We start from the raw sequence: 17,399 nt of genomic DNA, 5'->3' as shown, positions 1-17,399 counted from the left end.
ATCCCCGACGCACGCACGGCCCCCATTGGACACCAGAGACGGAAAACCTCGGCTCTCGCCCGCTCCCCGCTCACGCATAACCGCTGGTCACTCGTGACCAATTGGACACGGAACGGGGGAACCTACAAATCCCTCACCCGGCGCGCCCAGTTCACCCACGAAGCCGCCCCCAAGGACACGGCCTGGGCCTTCGCCGCCTACGACTCCCCCGTCGGTGACCGCCTCTGGCACGCCACCGCCAGTGCCCGGACGCCCGCGGCCCTCGTCCGTATCCTGCTCGACACCCTCGCTTCCCCGGACGCGCACCGCCCCGGGCCCGAGAGCAACGGGCCCGAACACGCCCGCGCCACAGGCTCCGAACCAGCCCTGGCCACGGCAGCCTCCACCTTGCTGGAAGCGGGCTGGCAGCAGACGAGCTACACCTGGGGCATCCAGTGGACACCGCCCAACGGCGACGGCGCCGGCCTGCGCTTCGACGCCCGCACCACCAGGACCGCCGACAGCCTGCCGGGCTGGACCGCCTGGGCCGGCACCAGCATCGACCGGCCCACCTGGCGCTTCCGACTCTCGCCGCACACTCCCGTCACGGTCCTTGAGGAACTCGCCAACGAACTCGGCCATGGGCACATCACCCGTCGGCTGCCCTCCCCAGGCTCACCGCGCCGGACTCACCACACCGCTCCGGCACCCGCCCTCCCGCCCAAGCCCCCCGCAACCCGCGCCTCCCGGACAAGCAAATAGGCAAGCGAAAGTACGGCCCCGATCCGCCACAGGGTCGGGGCCGATTGCGTCTGGCATCACCGTCACCAGCTCGCTGTGCCCAGTGGGGGAGGGCTGGCGGGGCAGGGCAGGATCAGAAGCCCGGCACAGCAGAGGGTCAGGCGCCAGGCCGGGCGACGGCGTCTACCGCAAGGTGGACCAAGCGGCTGCCCAGCGCGGAGCCGGCGCCGAAGGCGAGGCCGCCGCAGAACATGACGGTGACCGCGGCGCCACCCCACCGCACCGTGGACCAGGGCTGCGGCGCGTGCGGCGTCGGTACTGTTTTTGCCGACGGTTTCCCCAGGGGGGTCGGCGCCGACGCATCTGGCGCAGGGATCTGACTGGTCTGTGCCGTTAGAGGCTGGACGGGTGCGGGGGCACGGCGAATGCAGGGGATGCGGCTCACGGCTGCAGCCTTGGCCAGCTGCTTGCCGACGGGCTGCTTGTCCCAGGCCAGGACGTGCAGCTCGCCGAGAGAGGCGAGGGAGGCGAAGGCAGCGTCGGCGGAGACGACAGTGAAATGGCGTACGCCCTCGGCTGCGGCCTGGCGGGCACGGTTCAGCAGGACCTTGTCGGCGGCGTTGGGCCCGGTGCCGGCGGACAGCATCTTTACGCCGTGGTCGGTCAGGGCGCGTGCGACATCGGGTCGGATGCGTGAGGGCGGGCAGGCGGCGACGACGAGGGCCTCAGCAGGGGCGTGTTCCAGCAACACGGTCAGCCGGGCGAGGGCCACGGAGGGCTGGGCGCGGGCGCCGATCGCATTCTCGATATCGATCAGCACCAAGGCGGTCTTGTGCGGCGGGCGGGGGATGGTCATCGGCTGCTGCCTTCGCGCGGGGCAAGGATGCGCAAGTTCCGCACCCTTGCGGTCGAGGACGTAGTGGCGGCGTCATTCGAGGCCCCGTGAACGAGAACGAGACCACCATGGCAACCGTCACCGGACCGATCGACGCTGGCCTGCTGGTCGAGTCCGAGGACGGCATCACCACCTTGGCCGACGGCGTCCAGTGCGCCCTCCGCCTCACCAGCTGCGACAGCGCTATTCCCTACCGGCATAGCCGCTGCCGAGCGGCCCGCGTGTCCTGAACTCCGATGCGGCAGTTCACGCACTTTCAGCCACTGCCTGGGAGCTGCACTCCGACAGCGTTTGACCACATTTGGGCAGCGACATTCGGAGCGTGAGTTGCGTTTGAACCCCCGCGCCGGTCCGCATGTTCACCTTCCGTACCATGCCTAGGGATGACGAAAGAGACGGTGCAGTCAGTGCACGAGCGAGCAGTCGCAACGCGCGAGAAAATCATTCGGGCAGCTTCCGAAGTGTTCGATGAATACGGCTACAGCGGCGCAAGCGTCAGCAAAATCTTGAGCCGGGCTGGAATCACCCCTGGCGCCCTGTATTTCCACTTTTCGGGGAAGCAGGCTCTGGCCCACGCGGTCATGGTGGAGCAGGGCGACGGGCTGGAATCACCCCCCGGAGACGACGGCCTGCAGCGCCTCATCGACATCAACCTCTACCTCGCAGGCGAGCTGCAGACCAACTCGCTGCTGCGCGCCGGCGTGCGGCTGGCCGTCGAGCAGGGGGAATTCGGCGCTCCGGACGATACCCCGTACCAATACTGGGTCGCCCAGTTCGCCGAGCAACTGCTCGCCGCCCAGGAGAAAGGTGAACTGCTGCCGGACGTCGACGTTCATGAACTGGCCTGGACGCTGGTCAGCTCCTATTCCGGCACGCAGCTCCTTTCCCAGATCTCCACTGGCCGCTCCGATCTGTACCAACGCCTGGTGTCCCTGTGGCGCTATCTGCTGCCCGGGATCGCCACCCCCGCCGCCCGCTCCCGGTTGGCCTTCAGCAGCCAGTGGGACCGCTCGGTGGCGTGAAGACGGACCCGCTGGTCCGGGTCGTATCCGGCGCTCAGGACTGGCCGGGCCTGGTCACATAGCGCAAGACCAGTGCACAGAGCAGCCCGAAGGCCGTAAGGACGCCAGCTACCGTCAGGCCCCACCGGAGCCATGCGAGCCATTGGTCCGTGAGAGCGGCGAGTACGACGCCGCACCACAGCACCAGCACGACCAAGAGGAACGCGAAGACACCAATTCGGGCTCCCTGCGTCAAGGACGCACCCCGGCCCGAATCTCCTTTGCTCATACCGTGACGTTTCCTTTCATCAAACGACCCGCAGGGAAGGCGGTCGGCGGTGCCGGTCACCTCTCCAACGCCGTGTAGCGGTACGTGCCTAGCTACCCAAACCAGCGGGTCGCAACACTATTGCAGGTCCGCCGTCGCTCCCACTGCCCGTGCCACCAGGAGCCCGCCTTGTGGGTAATCCCACACGCCTTTGCGGCCAGGTGCGGTGCCACGAGTTCGGCGAAGCGCCGACGGCATGGGGTATATAAGGCGTCCCGTCGTGCAGCATGTCGCGCCGAGATGGAAACACAGCGAACTGCACCGATCCCAGAAGCCGACATGCCCGCCACGCTGATCTACGGTCAGCTCGCGGGCATGGCCGTTATTTGATGCCCCGTCGTGGCAGGAGCGCGCTTTTCAAGCACCTCGTGCCCCCATAGATGCCGCTACGCCTGCACACCTTCGGGCGTGAGAAGTCTGCGCACCGGCGGCGCGGACCCTAATGGCTCCCACTGACAATGCTTCAAGCGCCGCCTGAAGATCATTTTGCGTGCTCCAAACGGCCCTGTTTGCATGTCGGTCACCTCGCCGCCCCTGTGACGCTGGCGAGCCCCTTCAACTGACCGACAAGTAAGAGAAGGCGGCATGTCCTACCCGTTTTCCGTGGCCGATAACGGCTGGATTCCCGTGCGGGTCCGTTTCGACCTGGACGCCGATGAGACCGAGGAACTGCGGTCCCTGGTGCCGGAAGCCAGTCCCGGGGAATGCGCCCGGGTGGGTCTGCGCTGTCTCTTCCAGGGCGCCCATCTGTTCGCCGACCTCGACTTCACGGTCCCTCCGGTCGAGGCCGTCGCACGTCGCCTACTCGCCGCGGTGACTGCACGGGTAACGGGCCTGGACACCGGCACCTCCGCCCAGTGGCCTGACGCACGTGATGACCTCCTGGCCACCGGCCGGTTCGACGCGGATCGCGTGGACGAGTACCTGGAGACCCACTCGCACCGCCTGAACCTGTACGACAGTACGCAGCCGTTCCTCCAGGACATCCGGCTCGCGCAGGAGTGCGGCAAGGGGCAGGCGCCCGGCCGGCTGGTGATGGACCGCCCCTCGGGGAACAACGCGGTGTGGACCACGCACCTCGCCCAGGACGTGCCGGTGCCCGGGCCGGATGCGGTGCAGTGGCTTTTGGCCTGGTACGGATACGGCCCGTCCGGCACCGCCACGCCCCGCACCCACGCCTCCCGTACCAGTGGTTCCTGTAAGGCCGGGCCGTACCGCTCGCTCGTCTCCTACTTCCCGCACGCCCCGGAGCGGCTGTTCGCGTCGCTGGTGGCGTCCGTGCCCGGCCCGTCGGCCTGGCCCACCGGCCCGGGCCCGGACCTGGCGCCGTGGGAGAGCGATGAGCTGCCCGATCCGCTGGCCCCGGCCCCGGCGTGCGGGCCGGTGTCGCTGCTGACCGGCCGCACCGCCCACGCGCTCCTGCTCACCGGCGACGACGCCGGGCAGACCACCGGCTGCAAGATCACCTGGAACACCGCGGTCGACCTGCCAGCCGCCGTGGACCCCTACGTCATCGAGCGCACCAAGGGCGGGCCGCTGCGCGCCGACCGGACCCGCTCGGCCTGGCGCGACCTGGACGCCCTGCTGCTGAAGACCCAGCCCGGCTCGAAGAGCACGCTGCGGCGCCCCACGGTCTTCGACGCCGTGGCCGAGCTTGCCCCGGCGGTCCAGCGTCAGCTGGGGGTGCGGGTGCTGGCCTGGGACCAGGAGCGCCAGGAGAAGGACAACCAGTGGTACGCCGCCACCACGCCCCCCGTCCTGCAGCACATCGAAGAGTCTGATGCGCAGGGCGCGGCGGCCATCGCCACCGCCCGGCGCAGCGCCGAGGCCGCCGCCGGCGACTTGGCCCGCGCCCTGTCGGCTGCCTGGCTCGGCGTCCACGTCAAGCGGGATCCCCAGCAGCGGCACGGCTTCGTGGAGGCGGCGCGCGCCCAGTTCTGGGAACGCGCCGAGGAGGAGTTCTGGCAGGCCGTCCGCGCCCCGGACCCGGACCGTCGGCCGGCCTTCCGGCGCCTGGCCCTCGAACGGTTCGACCAGGCCACCGCGACGCTGAAGTCCACCGTGCACGGGATGAGCGCGGTCGCCAAGGCCCGAGCCCGGCTGGCCCGCCCCCGCACGTGACCCCGTTCCCCCGTACCCACGCAACCCGTTCGACCAGGAAGAGGACGCGATGAGCACCACGGCCGCCACCGCTGATACCGACAGCGCGCCCGTGCCTCCCAAATGGCTCGCCCGCCACGTTGCCTTCATGGAACACGTGGCCGAGGTGTGCAGCAGCCCCGGGGGACGCAGCGATCTGCGCACCGGGCAGACCCGCCGGGGGCTGACCGAGCCGTGGCTCATGCTCCCGCACCTGCAGTCCCGCATCCCGCGCGGCCTGCCAGAGCGCAAGACGGCCTATCTGGCGGCGGCGGCCATGTTCGCCGCCCACGCCCCCAGCCCGGCCAGCACCACCGCGCAGGCGGCCAGCGTGTATGACGCCCGGCGCGGCAACCTCGGCTGGTCGCTGGCCCGGGCGGTGCGCAGCGGGCTGCTGAGCCAGGACACCGCCACCGAACTGCTGCAGCTGATGGCCCGCCAGCGCCGCCTGATGGGCCTGCTGCACCACCTGCAGCCCCTGGTCGACCGGCTCGCCGCTGAGCAGGTCCCGCTGTCGTGGCCGCACCTGCTGCGCGACCTGACCCGCTGGACGCGCTACCGCACCGAGGTGGCGGACCAGTGGATGTCCAGCCACTACGACCCCGCCGACACCACCGAAGACACTGCCGAGGAGCACACCGCGTGAGCATCTTCATCGACGTCCACATCGTCCACAGCTTCCCGCTGTCCAACCTCAACCGCGACTACTACGGATCGCCGAAGGTAGCGGTCTACGGGGGTGTGGAACGGGGCCGCATCTCCTCGGCCGCCCTCAAGCGCGGCTCACGCACCGAGATCGAGAAGTTCCTCGGGGACAAGGCGCTGCGCACCCGCCGGGTGCCCGGCCAGGTCGCGGCCGAGCTGGAAGCGCGCGGCTGGACGGCCGAGGAGGCCGCCGAGGCCGGACGCAACGTGGCGCTGGCCGCGGGCGTCGGCGGGCTGGGCATCGAGGAGGCCGGCACCACCAACGTCATGCTCTACCTGCCGGCCGCGGCCATCGGCGCCCTGGCCGACCTGGTGGAAGAACAGCGGACGCAGATCGACGCCGCCGCCAAGGGCGCCCTCGCGGAAGCCAAGGCTGGCAAGAGCAAGAAGACCAAGACGAAGGCGGACCGGGAAATCGCCAAGCGGATCCAGGAGGTGCTGGCCACCCGCAACGCCTCCATCGCCGCCTTCGGCCGGATGCTCGCCAACGCCCCCGAGGTCACCGTCGACGGCGCCATCTCGGTCGCGCACGCCATCACCACCCACGCCACCGAAGAACAGAGCGACTTCTTCACCGCCGTCGACGACGTCCCCGGCGACGACAACGGCTCCGCCCACATGGGCCACGGCGCCTACACCTCCGGCAGCTTCTACAAGTACAGCTCCATCAGCCTCGACGGCCTGCTCACCAACCTGGGCCACGACCGCGATGCCGCCCGCGAGCTGGTGCGCGCCTACCTCGCCGAATTCGCCGTGCACGTGCCCCGGGCCAAGAAGAACAGCACCGCGCCCTTCACGCCCCCGGCCCTGGCCTACGTCACCGTCCGCAGCGACCGGCCCGTCAGCCTGGCCGGCGCCTTCGAGGCCCCCGTCGTCGCCGACGAGAGCACCGGCTGGACCTCCCCCAGCATCAAGCAGCTCGACGAGCACGCCCAGGCCGTCAACGCCTTCTTCGGCCCCGAGCCCGTCATCGCCGCCGCCTACACCGGTACCGCCGCGGGCCTCGCCTCCCTGACCGCGCTGGGCCGGCACATACCCCAGCTGTCCGACCTGGCCGAGACCATCACCACCGCGGCCTTCGACGCAGCAGAGGATCCCAAGTGAGTGCCGGCCTCCTGCTGCACCTGTCCGCGCCGCAGCAGTGCTGGGGCGGCGGCCAGGGCGGGCGGGTACGCGACACCCACGCCCACCCCACCCGCAGCGGCCTGACCGGGCTGATCGCCGCCGCCCAGGGACGCCCCCGCGGCGGCGACCTGAGCGACCTGGCCTGCCTCGGCTTCACCGTGCGCATCGACCGGCCCGGACAGCGCCTGCTGGACTTCCACACCGTCGGAGGCGGCTACCCCGCCGAGCACACCGTCATGAACGCCAACGGCGGACGGCGCGGCACCGCCCTCATCTTCGAGGACTGGTACCTCAACGACGCGGCCTTCAGCGTCGCCGTCACCGGACCCGCCGACCTCATCGCACAGGCCGCCGCCGCCCTGCGCCGTCCCGTCTACCCGCCGCACCTGGGCCGCCGGGCCTGCCCGCCGGACACCCCGGTGCTCATCGAGCGGACCCAGGATGCCGAGCACGCCCTGCGGCACCTGCCGCTGCACCGCGAGGCGCCCCAGCGCGCCGACAGCGTCGAGACCGTCTTCCTCAGCGAAGCCCCGCCCGAGGACGAGCCGTCCCTGCCGGCCACCCGGGCCGTGCGCGACGTGGCCCTGCCCGGCCGGACCTTCGGCTCCCGCAACCTCTGGGAAACCCGCCGCCAGCTGCCGAGTGGTCTGTGCGCCGGCACCGGCACCGCCTACCTGCGCCGCCTGACCCAGTACCGCCAGGGCCGCTGACCACCGAGCCCGCCGTCCGCACCGCAACGGAACCCGACATGACCACCACCCTCGCACCGCCCGCCACCGCACATCTCACCAAGATCCAGATCAACCCCCGATCCGACGATGCGGGACCGGACCTGACCAACGCCCAACGTCTCCACCACCGGGTCCTCAGCCTCACCCCCGTCCCACCCGGCACCGGAACACGGCAGGCAGCAGGGGTCCTCTACCGCCTCGAACGCGACCGCACCACACACACCCTCCTCATCCAGTCCACCGCGCCCCTGGACCTGACCCAGCTGCCGGCGGACTACGCCACCGCCACCGACCACCGCGACATCACCCCCCTGCTCACCTGGTGCCAAGAAGGCTGCGCCATCCGCTACCGGCTCGACGCAGCCCCCCAACGCTCCCAGCCCTCCACCACAACCGACGCCAAAGGCCGCCGCCACCGCGGCAAGCTCTTGCCCCTGTACGGCGAGGAGGCCACCGCCTGGTGGCACCGCAAAGCCACCGAAGCCGGCCTCACCCTCGACCCCGACACCGTCCTTACCGCGAGCCAGCCCGCGATCTTCGGCCGCAAAAAACACCCGCACGAACCCGGCCGGATGCGCTTCCACATGCCGGTCACGCGCTTCGAAGGCCACGCCACCATCACCGACCCCGACGCCCTCCGCACAGCCATCACCACCGGAATAGGCCGAGCCCGCGCCTACGGAGCAGGACTCCTGTCCATCGCCCCCTCCCGGTAACCCCGGCGACCACGTCCACGTGCCAAACCCCCGACACGAACCTTGATAACGAAACAGCAAAGCCACCCAAGCACCGCAGGTCGCGAAGGGTCCGACCCGCACGCGCAGGTATCGACCGGAGCAGCGGGAGACCCTGACCCGGGCCGGAGCGTCCGACCCGCACGCGCAGGTATCGACCGCAGACCGAGGCGTCGTTGACGGCGTTGCCCATGTCCGACCCGCACGCGCAGGTATCGACCGGGTCCGTTGACCGACGGTTCGCGGCTGCGGCTGTCCGACCCGCACGCGCAGGTATCAACCGCCGGTGGGCGAGGACGCCGACGGCAACCCGCAGTCCGACCCGCACGCGCAGGTATCGACCGACCGCCGAGACCGACCGCACGGTGGCCGTGGCGTCCGACCCGCACGCGCAGGTATCGACCGCATGGGTTTCTCCTGTGTGTAGTGGTGTGGTTGTCCGACCCGCACGCGCAGGTATCGACCGAACCGTGCCCGGGCGATGACCGCCACCAGGCCGTCCGACCCGCACGCGCAGGTATCGACCGCGGTGGGCCTGGCCGTGGATGACGTTGGCCAGGTCCGACCCGCACGCGCAGGTATCAACCGGCCCTTCGGTGCCTGCGGTGTTGAGCGCCCCTGTCCGACCCGCACGCGCAGGTATCAACCGGTGGCTGGGGGCTCCACGATCCTGCGGTGGTCGTCCGACCCGCACGCGCAGGTATCAACCGCCCCGGGGCCTCAACAACCACGAAGACAACCCGTCCGACCCGCACGCGCAGGTATCAACCGCGTGACGCCCTGGGCAAGGTCGACGACGCGCGGTCCGACCCGCACGCGCAGGTATCAACCGACCGGTGAGGTGGTCTCCCGCCGGCGGGAGGTGTCCGACCCGCACGCGCAGGTATCAACCGGAAATGGACGAGATCCACAACGCCAGATGCTCGTCCGACCCGCACGCGCAGGTATCAACCGGCGGCGTTCTCCCTCAGTGCGGCCGGCGCCTGGTCCGACCCGCACGCGCAGGTATCAACCGCTGGACTGGATCGCCTGGGACAGGCCGCCGCTGTCCGACCCGCACGCGCAGGTATCAACCGCTCCTGGTAGACGCGGCCGACGAACGACGGGGGTCCGACCCGCACGCGCAGGTATCAACCGTCGGCGTTCGGGGCCGCCACGGTCAAGAAGCTGTCCGACCCGCACGCGCAGGTATCAACCGCACTCCGCCGGTTCCTGACCGGTGAGTTCATGGTCCGACCCGCACGCGCAGGTATCAACCGCGGTCTGCTTGTCGGCGGGTTCGGTATGAACGGTCCGACCCGCACGCGCAGGTATCAACCGGCCCTTCGGTGCCTGCGGTGTTGAGCGCCCCTGTCCGACCCGCACGCGCAGGTATCAACCGCCGATCGCCTGCATCCCGGCCGCCACCTGGTAGTCCGACCCGCACGCGCAGGTATCAACCGCCGCCCCCCACCGATCCGTACGTACTGGCCGAGTCCGACCCGCACGCGCAGGTATCAACCGGGGCTACAGGCCGCTCTGTTCGCGTACCAGCGGTCCGACCCGCACGCGCAGGTATCAACCGCGGCCGGAGTATTGCCGTGATGAGGACGGCAGTCCGACCCGCACGCGCGGGTATCAACCGCCAGTCGATACCGGGCCGGGTGCCTTCAGGGGGTCCGACCCGCACGCGCAGGTATCAACCGGAGACGGCGATGTCGCCGATGTCCTCCATCTCGTCCGACCCGCACGCGCAGGTATCAACCACTCGACGGCATCGTCTCCGCCGGCGGTGCCCAGCCCGACCCGCACGCGCAGGTATCAACCGGCCCTCCCGGTCGCTGAGATTCCCGGCATCAGGTCCGACCCGCACGCGCAGGTATCAACCGTCAGACGGCACGCTGGTCGTGGCTACCCAGGCGCCCGACCCGTACGCGCAGGTATCAACCGACCCGGCGCATCAGCATCCCGCGCGCCCGCCGGTCCGACCCTCACACGCAGGTATCAACCGTGATCGCCGATGCGGTGTCCGACGTACAGGGCGTCCGACCCGCACTCGCAGGTATCAACCGCAGGGGACATCGCCCTTCACGCCGTCTCCGCAGTCCGACCTGCACGCGCAGGTACCAACCGGTGACTGCTCCGCGGCGGGTGGCGTAGATGCCGTCCGACCCGCACGCGCAGGTATCAGTCGGCCGAGCTGGAGGCCGTGGGTATCCCCTGGCGTCCGACTCGCACACGCAGGTATCAACCGATGGCGGTGACCGGGCAGTCGAAGTACATCGGTTCCGACCCGCACGCGCAGGTGTCAGCCAGTCCATGAGACTCACCGGGCCCGACCCGCACATGCGGCGCCATCCGCCTTCCTCTACGCCGACGTAGCGGCTCCCTGACCGCACGCATGGGCGTCTGCTTACACAAATTGCAACTATTCACCGTCAACGTTCGCAAGAACGGTTCGGCTTCGTTCGGAGGTTTTATGCCTGACAGTTTCACCCCAGACCAAGACGTATGGGGAAAGTGGGACGGCCTCCTCTTTCCTTACCCCTTGGGCTGCCACTTCCTCGACACTGCCGCAATAGCAGGGGAACTTTGGGACACCTACCTCACGGAACAGCAACGTGCTGCCACCGCCGATGCCTTCGGTGTATCGGTGGCGGATGCTCGCGGGATGGTCTGCTTCTGGGCAGGGTTGCACGATCTAGGTAAGTGCTGTCCCTCGTTTCAGGGTCAGCCGTCGGGCCCTGATCCGGCATTCCTCAAAGAGCCGGATTTCGCCGCTCCTTCCGGTTGGATGTTTGAGGGGGCGGTGCGGCACGAGCGGGTCACGCACTTGGTGCTGCCCTCCCTCCTGGCGCCGTACGGGTATGACGCCACGTCGCGTCCGGGCAGGTCGGTGGCTCACCAGGTGGCGCAGATCCTCGGTGGGCATCACGGGGTGTACGGGGCGATGCTCGACCGGGTGCTGATGGCCGCCCCGGAGCAGGGCGAGCCGCGCGTGGGGGCCGCAGCGGGCTGGACGCGGCAGCGGGCCGCGTTGGTGGGGATGCTCTACGAAGCGACCGGACGGCCGGTGGCTCCGGTACAGGTGGCGCCGGCCGGTGCGGCTGTCATGGTCACCGCTCTGGTGGTGCTGGCCGACTGGCTGGCTTCCAAAGTCGGCTGGGTGCGTGCACGGCTCGCCGAATGGAGGGCTGCTGAGGGAAATTGGCAGGCGCACTATCAGCGGGCGGTCGGCCATGCGGCCCAGGCGGTGGCGGATGCCCAGTTGGCTGCGCCCCTTTGGAACCCGGCGGATTCTTTCGGCGAGGTCTTCCCTGCTATTCGTCAGCCCTATCCGCTGCAGAGCGATGTCGGGTTGCGGTTGCCGAGGGTGGTGTCGAAGGGGGCGGGTTTGTTGCTGGTGACGGCTCCCACCGGGGACGGCAAGACCGAGGTCGGGCTCTACGGGGCCCAGGTGCTGGGGGCCGCCTCGGACCGGGCGGGCCTGGCCGTGCTGCTGCCGACCATGGCCACCACCGAGGCGATGTGGCAGCGCGTGCGCGACTACGTCGCGCGCAGCACCCAGACGGACACTCCGGTCACGCTGCTGCACGGCCTGGCGTGGCTGAATGAGGAATACGCCGAGGACGGCAGCGACGCCGTGCTCGGGGAGGGCTGCGTCTCCACCACGGCCGGGGAGTTCCTGCGCGGACGTCACCTCGGGCTCGTCGCCGGCGTCGCGGTGGGAACGTGGGATCAGGCGGCGATGGCGACTCTGCCGGTGCGGTTCAATGTGCTGCGCTGGCTCGGCCTGTCCGGCAAGACGCTGATCATTGATGAGGCCCATGCGTATGACGCGTACGGGCATGCGCTCACTGTGCGTCTGCTGGAGTGGCTGGGGCATCTGGGGGTGCCGGTGGTCCTGCTGTCGGCCACCTTGGCCGGGTCGCTGGCGCGCCGTCTGGTCGACGCCTACCTGCGCGGGGCCGGGCACCCGGGCGCCGGTGACGTTGCCCCCGCGTATCCGGGCTGGCTGTTCGCCGATGCCGCATCCGGCACCGTGACCGCCTCGCCGGTCATTGAAAGCCGCCGGCAGCGCTCGCTCGTCATCGACCTGCACGAGGCACGGAATACGCACGATCCGGAGCGCCGTGACGGCCGGGCGCGGCGCCTGGCCGAGGAGATCGCTCCGCTCTACGAGGCCGGGCAGGACCCCGGGGCGGTGCTGGTGGTGTGCAATACCGTGCCGGATGCCCAGCAGACGTTCCTCGCCCTGAAGGAACGCCGGGGATCGCGCCGGCCGCGGCTGTTGCTGCTGCACGCCCGGATGCCGGTGTGGCAGCGCGACGCCACCACCCAGCTGCTGCTGGACCTGCTGGGGCCCAAGGCGTCGCGTCCGGACGAGCCGCTGATCGTCGTCGCGACGCAGGTGGCCGAGCAGTCCCTGGACGTGGACTTCGACCTGGTGATCAGTGACCTGGCACCGCTGGCCCAGTTGCTGCAGCGGGCCGGCCGCGGTCACCGTCACCAGCTCGGCGAACGCGGCGCGCGCCCCTCCTGGGCCCGCGTCCCCCGCCTGGTGGTCTGCTCCCCCAGCGGATCGCTGCCGCCGCCGGCCTGGGGGGAGGTCTACGACGCGGCGCTGCTGCGCCGCACCCGCGACCTGCTCGCCGACCGGGCCGGGCAACCCCTGGACATGCCCGGCGAGGTGGCCGAGGCGATCGAGACGGTCTACGCCGACCTCAACGACCTGGCCGACCAGGCGCTCTCCGATGACCGGCAGCGCGCGGTGCGCGAGACGGCCCAGGCCGCCGCGGCCGATGCCGTCGCCATCCCCGCCCCGCACCAGGTCACCGACCTGTACCCGCTGACCGACCGCGAGATCGATCCTGCAGCGGTCACCACGCGGCTGGGCGCCGACTCCGAACGGCTCCTGCCCCTCTACACCACCGCCGACGGCCGCCGATGGCTCGACCCGGAATGCTCCCAGCCGCTGCCGACGCCCCCCGCACCGCAGCAACGCCTGGACCGCGACACCGTCGCCCGGCTGGTACGCCTGACCGTCCAAGCCCCCGGCAGCTACCTGCCCCACGACGACCAGCACACCTTCCCCCCGAAGGAATGGGAACGCACCCCCACCGCCCGCGACCTGCGGCTGCTGCCCCACCCCGTCGCCGGGGACGGCTCCATCGAAGCGTACGAAGCCCCCCAGCACGTCCTGCGTCTGGACCCCGAGCTGGGGCTCGTCCGCAGCACCGCCCGCTGACACGCCTCCCGCAGCGGCCCCGTATAACGCGAGATCCCCGGTTAGCCAAACCGGGGATCCACCGCATCATTGAGAGTCCACCGCCACTTCCCCAGCACCCGTCGAAAGGCAGCGCCACTGCCCACGCACAACTTCACCGCGTCCGCGAGCCCCAGGCGGGCCGCCCGCAGCGGTGCGCTACGCCGCGGCGTAGCTGAGACGGAACAGGTCCCGGGCCCGCTCCAGGTCCCGCTCCGAGCGCAGTCGGACCTCCAGGTCGCCGGTGCCGTGGTGGCCCAGCCTCGTCACGTCCCGGGTGAAGCCGGGCACCAGGCCGGCCTCCTTCGGGTCGGCCTTGAGGTAGACGAGCAGCTTGCTCTTCTGCGGCGGGCACACGCAGGCGAAGTTCCGCAACCGCCGGTACGCCCGGTAAAGGCGGTTCTCGGCCCTGGTGATGTCCGGCCCCAGACCCAGCAGCGTCTCATCGACCGCGGCGGCCAGCTCCGCCATCGCCCCCTGGGCCAGGTGCCCGCGCTTCTTCTCGGCCGCGCGAGCGCGACGGGCCGTCCCGGAAGCCGCCGCCTGCCCGGTGACGGAGGCCACCGTCTCCAGGCCGACGAGTTGCTCGCCGTAGAAGCGGTAGCGGACCAAGTCGATGCTGCGCCGGTGCTCGCGCACGGCGTGCACGTCGTAGCGGGTGAAGTCGCCCGCCACGCAGATCAGCCGCGGCGCGCTCCACCGCACCTGCGAGGCGGCTGCCGCTCCCAGGCGCTCGCGGACCAGGTGACCGAACTCGGCCCGGTGGTCCATCAGCCATGCCAGGTAGAACAGGCCCTGGTTGATCACGCCGGCATCCGTGCCGCGCTTGTACTCGACGACCACCGGCGCGTCGTTCTCGTCCAGGCCCAGCGAGTCGATCCGTCCGCCGTGCACCGGTCCGGTGCGGTACTCGCTCGCCAGGAACCGCACGCCCAGCATCGTCTCCATGTGCGCTTCGATGAGGTGCTGCACGTCCGCCTCGACCTCTGCAAGACGCGGCGCGACCTCGGCCACGTTGCCGTTCATCGTGTGGAACAGCTTCAGTCCCGACACCTTCCCCTCTTCGACTCCGCGACCTGCAACGCCTGCGAGGGTCACGATTGTTTCTGCGGAGGGCCGCGAATCGGTGGAGATGATGTGAGAGCCTGACAGCGGGCACTCAGACCTCTCGTGTCCCCCAGACATCGAAAGCCTGCCGTTCCCCGATGCGTCCCCCACGTCCCGGAGGACAGCCCTGGAAGAGCACGTTTGCCCAGGTCAGACGCCATGCACTCGATGATGGATCGAGTGCCTTCTAAGCACCCGCTCCTTGACCAGTGATCATTCGGGAAAGCCGATAGGGCGTGCGGCGGCTCCAGCACCGGGCTGGCACGCGGCGGCGCACGACGAGTGCTCTGGGGGCGCCGAGGGCAGCATGAAGTCAGCACTCACGGGGTCACCGGCGCGCGGACCCGCAACCTGGGCATTCGACGAGGAGGCGGAGCCCACGGCGGCGCGGTCGTTCACCATGCACGCCCCCACCCACCCACGGCCCGCCCCACACGAATCCAACCGGACCGGCCACGATCTCCAGGGTTCTGCGCGCCCACCCACACCCGAATTACCCGATCAGTGTGATTTCCTCCCATTCACCGCGGACCGCAGTGCGCGTGCGGCCGGGCCCGGTGACAACGCACGGAAGCCCTCCACGGTTCCCGACGATGCCGGCCGTCCTTTGGCTCCCTTCGAGGAATGCATCGTCCGTATGCGCCTGCCAGTGTTTCCAACCCTGCCCTCTCTGGCACCAAGCCGCTGTGCACCGTCCGCGCCGCCCGGACGCACATCGACAGTTCAGATGCGCAGACGCGCCCATACCGTTTTCCCAGTCCCGTCGGAGAGCAGGGTGCAGCCCCACTCTTCGCTGAGTCTGTGCACCACACGAAGACCGCGTCGGCAGTCACTGCTGTCGGTCTGAGACTGGACTGGTTCGGGGAGACGCGTGCTGGGGTCGGTGACGGTGCACAGAATGAAGTGTTCGGTGCCCGCGAGGCCGAGCCAGGCGTGAGCGTCCCCCAAGGCGTGACGCGCTGCGTTCGCCGCCAGTTCGCTGACAACCGTGAGCGCGTCATGCATGCACACCGGCACGTCCCAGGCTCGAAGGGTGCGGCGGATGAAGGGGGGCAGGGCCCGCAGGGAGTCCGGATGAGCGGTGAAGCGGCGGGCGGTGAACTGGGGAACCCCCAGGCCCATGGCGAGCTCGTGGTTGAGGACGTAGAGAGGGCGTGGCGCGGAGGGGTCCTGGGTCACGGCTGGGGCCTCGTACTCAGTTCGTTGGCGTGCGCAGGGAACTGCGGGCAGGGAAGGGCACCCTTTAGGGGGACGCGGCCGTATCGGGGTTCTGGCTACGCTTTTCCTGTCGCCATGCAATTGCATATGGGATTGCATGGCCATCACAAAGGCGAGCAAAAGGGGCACCGACCTCCTGAGTCTTCAGCTCGCCTGGGAATCGAACGAGCGAGGGAGAGTGGCATGCGCTTCGACAATGGCTTCCCGGCGAACGCCATCCCCGACGGGGCCTGGGTAAAGAGCAGGTCGAGCGTCAGGGACGGGAATTGCGTGGAACTTACCGCGCTCCCGCAAGGGGATGTGGCGGTTCGCAACTCCCGTCACCCCGGCGGGCCTGCTCTGGTATACACACGCCAGGAGATCTCAGCCTTCCTGGAGGGCGCCAAAGCGTCAGAATTCGATCACCTGATCGGAACATGAGAGCTGACTGAGAATAAGCCGAACCCAGCGGATGTGCGGGCTCGAATCTGAAACACTGCTTTTCCTTGTCGGTGTTCAGAAGGAGTTCGCATGTCCGCTGTGCCGAGCCATGCCGCGGGAGAGCCTCTGGCGTCCGTGCACCCGTTGGCCCAGGGCAGCAAACGGGAGGCAGCCGCGCGCTTGGTGGGTGAGCAGTTGCGGCGGATGCGGCAAGAGCGCGGGCTTGCGCTGAAAGATGTGGCCCCGCTCATCCGCGGTTCGGTGTCCAAGGTCAGCCGCCTGGAACGGGGCGAGAGCCCGCCAAAGGAGCGCGACGTATTCGATCTGATCCGGCACTACGGGGCATCCGAGGAGCAGCAGCGGGAGATCGACAGTCTGCTGCGCCAGGCCCAGGACAGCGCCTGGTGGCAGCAGTACAGTGACGTGACGCCGAGCTTCCTCAAGCGGCTGATCGGGTTGGAGGACGCCGCCGAAAAGATCTACACCTACGAAAACCATGTGGTCCCGGGGATCTTGCAGATCCCCGACTACGCCCGGGTGCTCGTCGCCGCCGCGATGCCCAGCGTCTCGCCGGATGCAGTCGAGCGCCCCGTGGCCCTGCGGATGGCTCGCCAGCGGCTGCTGTTCAAGGAGAACCCTCCCGAGGTGCTCGCACTGCTGGAGGAGGGCATTCTGCGGCGGCCGGTCGGCGGGCCGGCCGTGATGTGCGCGCAGTTGGAGCATCTCAAACGCGTGGCGGAGCTGCCGCACGTCCATCTGCGCATCGTGGAGTTCGAGTACGGCGCCAGTGCCGCCCCCACCTTCCCAATCACCCACTTGCGGTTCGGTGACGGCGGGCCGGCCGAACTCGTCTACGTGGAGCAGATCAGCAGCGCGCAGTACCTGACGAAGACCGCGGAGGTAGAGCAGCACCGGCATATTCTGGACGAGCTGCGCTTCGTGGCGGCCTCCCGGGAGAAGAGTGTGCAGATTCTGGACGCGGCTCTCGACCGTTACCGGCGCAGGCTGTGTGAGCAGGACTGACGAGGCGG

14 protein-coding genes and 1 CRISPR repeat array are annotated in these 17,399 nt (G+C 69.7%); of the genes, 11 read left to right on the top strand and 3 right to left on the bottom strand.

From position 1 onward, the window contains the following. Window positions 1-93 precede the first annotated feature (93 nt). Window positions 94-741, top strand: coding sequence for an SPDY domain-containing protein (locus JXZ78_RS16255; RefSeq protein WP_238783152.1), 648 nt, complete (start codon window positions 94-96; stop codon window positions 739-741). 136 nt (window positions 742-877) lie between these two features. On the opposite strand, the gene JXZ78_RS16250 is transcribed toward JXZ78_RS16255, so the two are convergent. Continuing rightward, complete coding sequence (locus JXZ78_RS16250; protein WP_030025406.1) at window positions 878-1,576, bottom strand: hypothetical protein; 699 nt, start codon at window positions 1,574-1,576, stop codon at window positions 878-880. A gap of 86 nt (window positions 1,577-1,662) precedes the next feature. Here JXZ78_RS16250 and JXZ78_RS16245 point away from each other — a divergent pair, with 86 nt between their 5' ends. The 8 genes from JXZ78_RS16245 to JXZ78_RS16210 all read left to right on the top strand — a co-directional run bounded on the left by JXZ78_RS16245 (window position 1,663) and on the right by JXZ78_RS16210 (window position 13,605). Beyond that, window positions 1,663-1,845, top strand: coding sequence for a hypothetical protein (locus JXZ78_RS16245; RefSeq protein ID WP_030025404.1), 183 nt, complete (start codon window positions 1,663-1,665; stop codon window positions 1,843-1,845). Window positions 1,846-1,998: 153 nt separating this feature from the next. Then, entirely contained in the window at window positions 1,999-2,637 is a 639-nt protein-coding gene (locus JXZ78_RS16240; RefSeq protein ID WP_238783151.1) for a ScbR family autoregulator-binding transcription factor, read from the top strand. Between the two features lie 910 nt (window positions 2,638-3,547). Then, complete coding sequence (gene casA / locus JXZ78_RS16235; RefSeq protein WP_238783150.1) at window positions 3,548-5,065, top strand: type I-E CRISPR-associated protein Cse1/CasA; 1,518 nt, start codon at window positions 3,548-3,550, stop codon at window positions 5,063-5,065. A 49-nt stretch (window positions 5,066-5,114) separates the two neighbouring features. Beyond that, a complete protein-coding gene (casB, locus tag JXZ78_RS16230; protein WP_030022802.1) occupies window positions 5,115-5,729 on the top strand; it encodes a type I-E CRISPR-associated protein Cse2/CasB in 615 nt (204 codons plus the stop codon). Continuing rightward, window positions 5,726-6,892, top strand: coding sequence for a type I-E CRISPR-associated protein Cas7/Cse4/CasC (cas7e, locus tag JXZ78_RS16225; protein WP_033039054.1), 1,167 nt, complete (start codon window positions 5,726-5,728; stop codon window positions 6,890-6,892). Before casB ends, cas7e begins: the two co-directional genes overlap by 4 nt. Further along, window positions 6,889-7,623, top strand: coding sequence for a type I-E CRISPR-associated protein Cas5/CasD (gene cas5e, locus JXZ78_RS16220; RefSeq protein ID WP_030022804.1), 735 nt, complete (start codon window positions 6,889-6,891; stop codon window positions 7,621-7,623). The genes cas7e and cas5e overlap by 4 nt, the downstream gene beginning before the upstream one ends. Before the next feature lie 38 nt (window positions 7,624-7,661). Next, a complete protein-coding gene (cas6e, locus tag JXZ78_RS16215) occupies window positions 7,662-8,360 on the top strand; it encodes a type I-E CRISPR-associated protein Cas6/Cse3/CasE (RefSeq protein ID WP_030022805.1) in 699 nt (232 codons plus the stop codon). Window positions 8,361-8,449: 89 nt separating this feature from the next. After that, window positions 8,450-10,672: direct repeats of the CRISPR family, unit length 29 nt; unit sequence GTCCGACCCGCACGCGCAGGTATCAACCG. Between the two features lie 86 nt (window positions 10,673-10,758). Further along, entirely contained in the window at window positions 10,759-13,605 is a 2,847-nt protein-coding gene (locus tag JXZ78_RS16210) for a CRISPR-associated helicase/endonuclease Cas3 (RefSeq protein WP_078624537.1), read from the top strand. Window positions 13,606-13,782: 177 nt separating this feature from the next. On the opposite strand, the gene JXZ78_RS16200 is transcribed toward JXZ78_RS16210, so the two are convergent. After that, window positions 13,783-14,676, bottom strand: a complete 894-nt coding sequence (locus tag JXZ78_RS16200; RefSeq protein WP_238783149.1) for a DUF5655 domain-containing protein — start codon at window positions 14,674-14,676, stop codon at window positions 13,783-13,785. A 777-nt stretch (window positions 14,677-15,453) separates the two neighbouring features. After that, entirely contained in the window at window positions 15,454-15,909 is a 456-nt protein-coding gene (locus JXZ78_RS16195) for an ATP-binding protein (protein ID WP_050502821.1), read from the bottom strand. A 222-nt stretch (window positions 15,910-16,131) separates the two neighbouring features. On the opposite strand from JXZ78_RS16195, the gene JXZ78_RS16190 reads away from it, so the two are divergent. Both JXZ78_RS16190 and JXZ78_RS16185 read left to right on the top strand, forming a co-directional pair. After that, the gene (locus tag JXZ78_RS16190) at window positions 16,132-16,368 is read left to right on the top strand and encodes a DUF397 domain-containing protein (RefSeq protein ID WP_078624538.1); all 237 of its coding nucleotides are present in this window, start codon (window positions 16,132-16,134) and stop codon (window positions 16,366-16,368) included. 90 nt (window positions 16,369-16,458) lie between these two features. Then, entirely contained in the window at window positions 16,459-17,391 is a 933-nt protein-coding gene (locus tag JXZ78_RS16185) for a helix-turn-helix domain-containing protein (RefSeq protein ID WP_033039057.1), read from the top strand. The last annotated feature ends 8 nt before the right edge of the window (window positions 17,392-17,399 follow it).

The organism is Streptomyces monomycini (assembly GCF_022271435.1).
GTDB classification, from domain to species: Bacteria; Actinomycetota; Actinomycetes; order Streptomycetales; family Streptomycetaceae; genus Streptomyces; species Streptomyces monomycini.
This window is presented reverse-complemented; position numbering and strand designations above follow the sequence as displayed.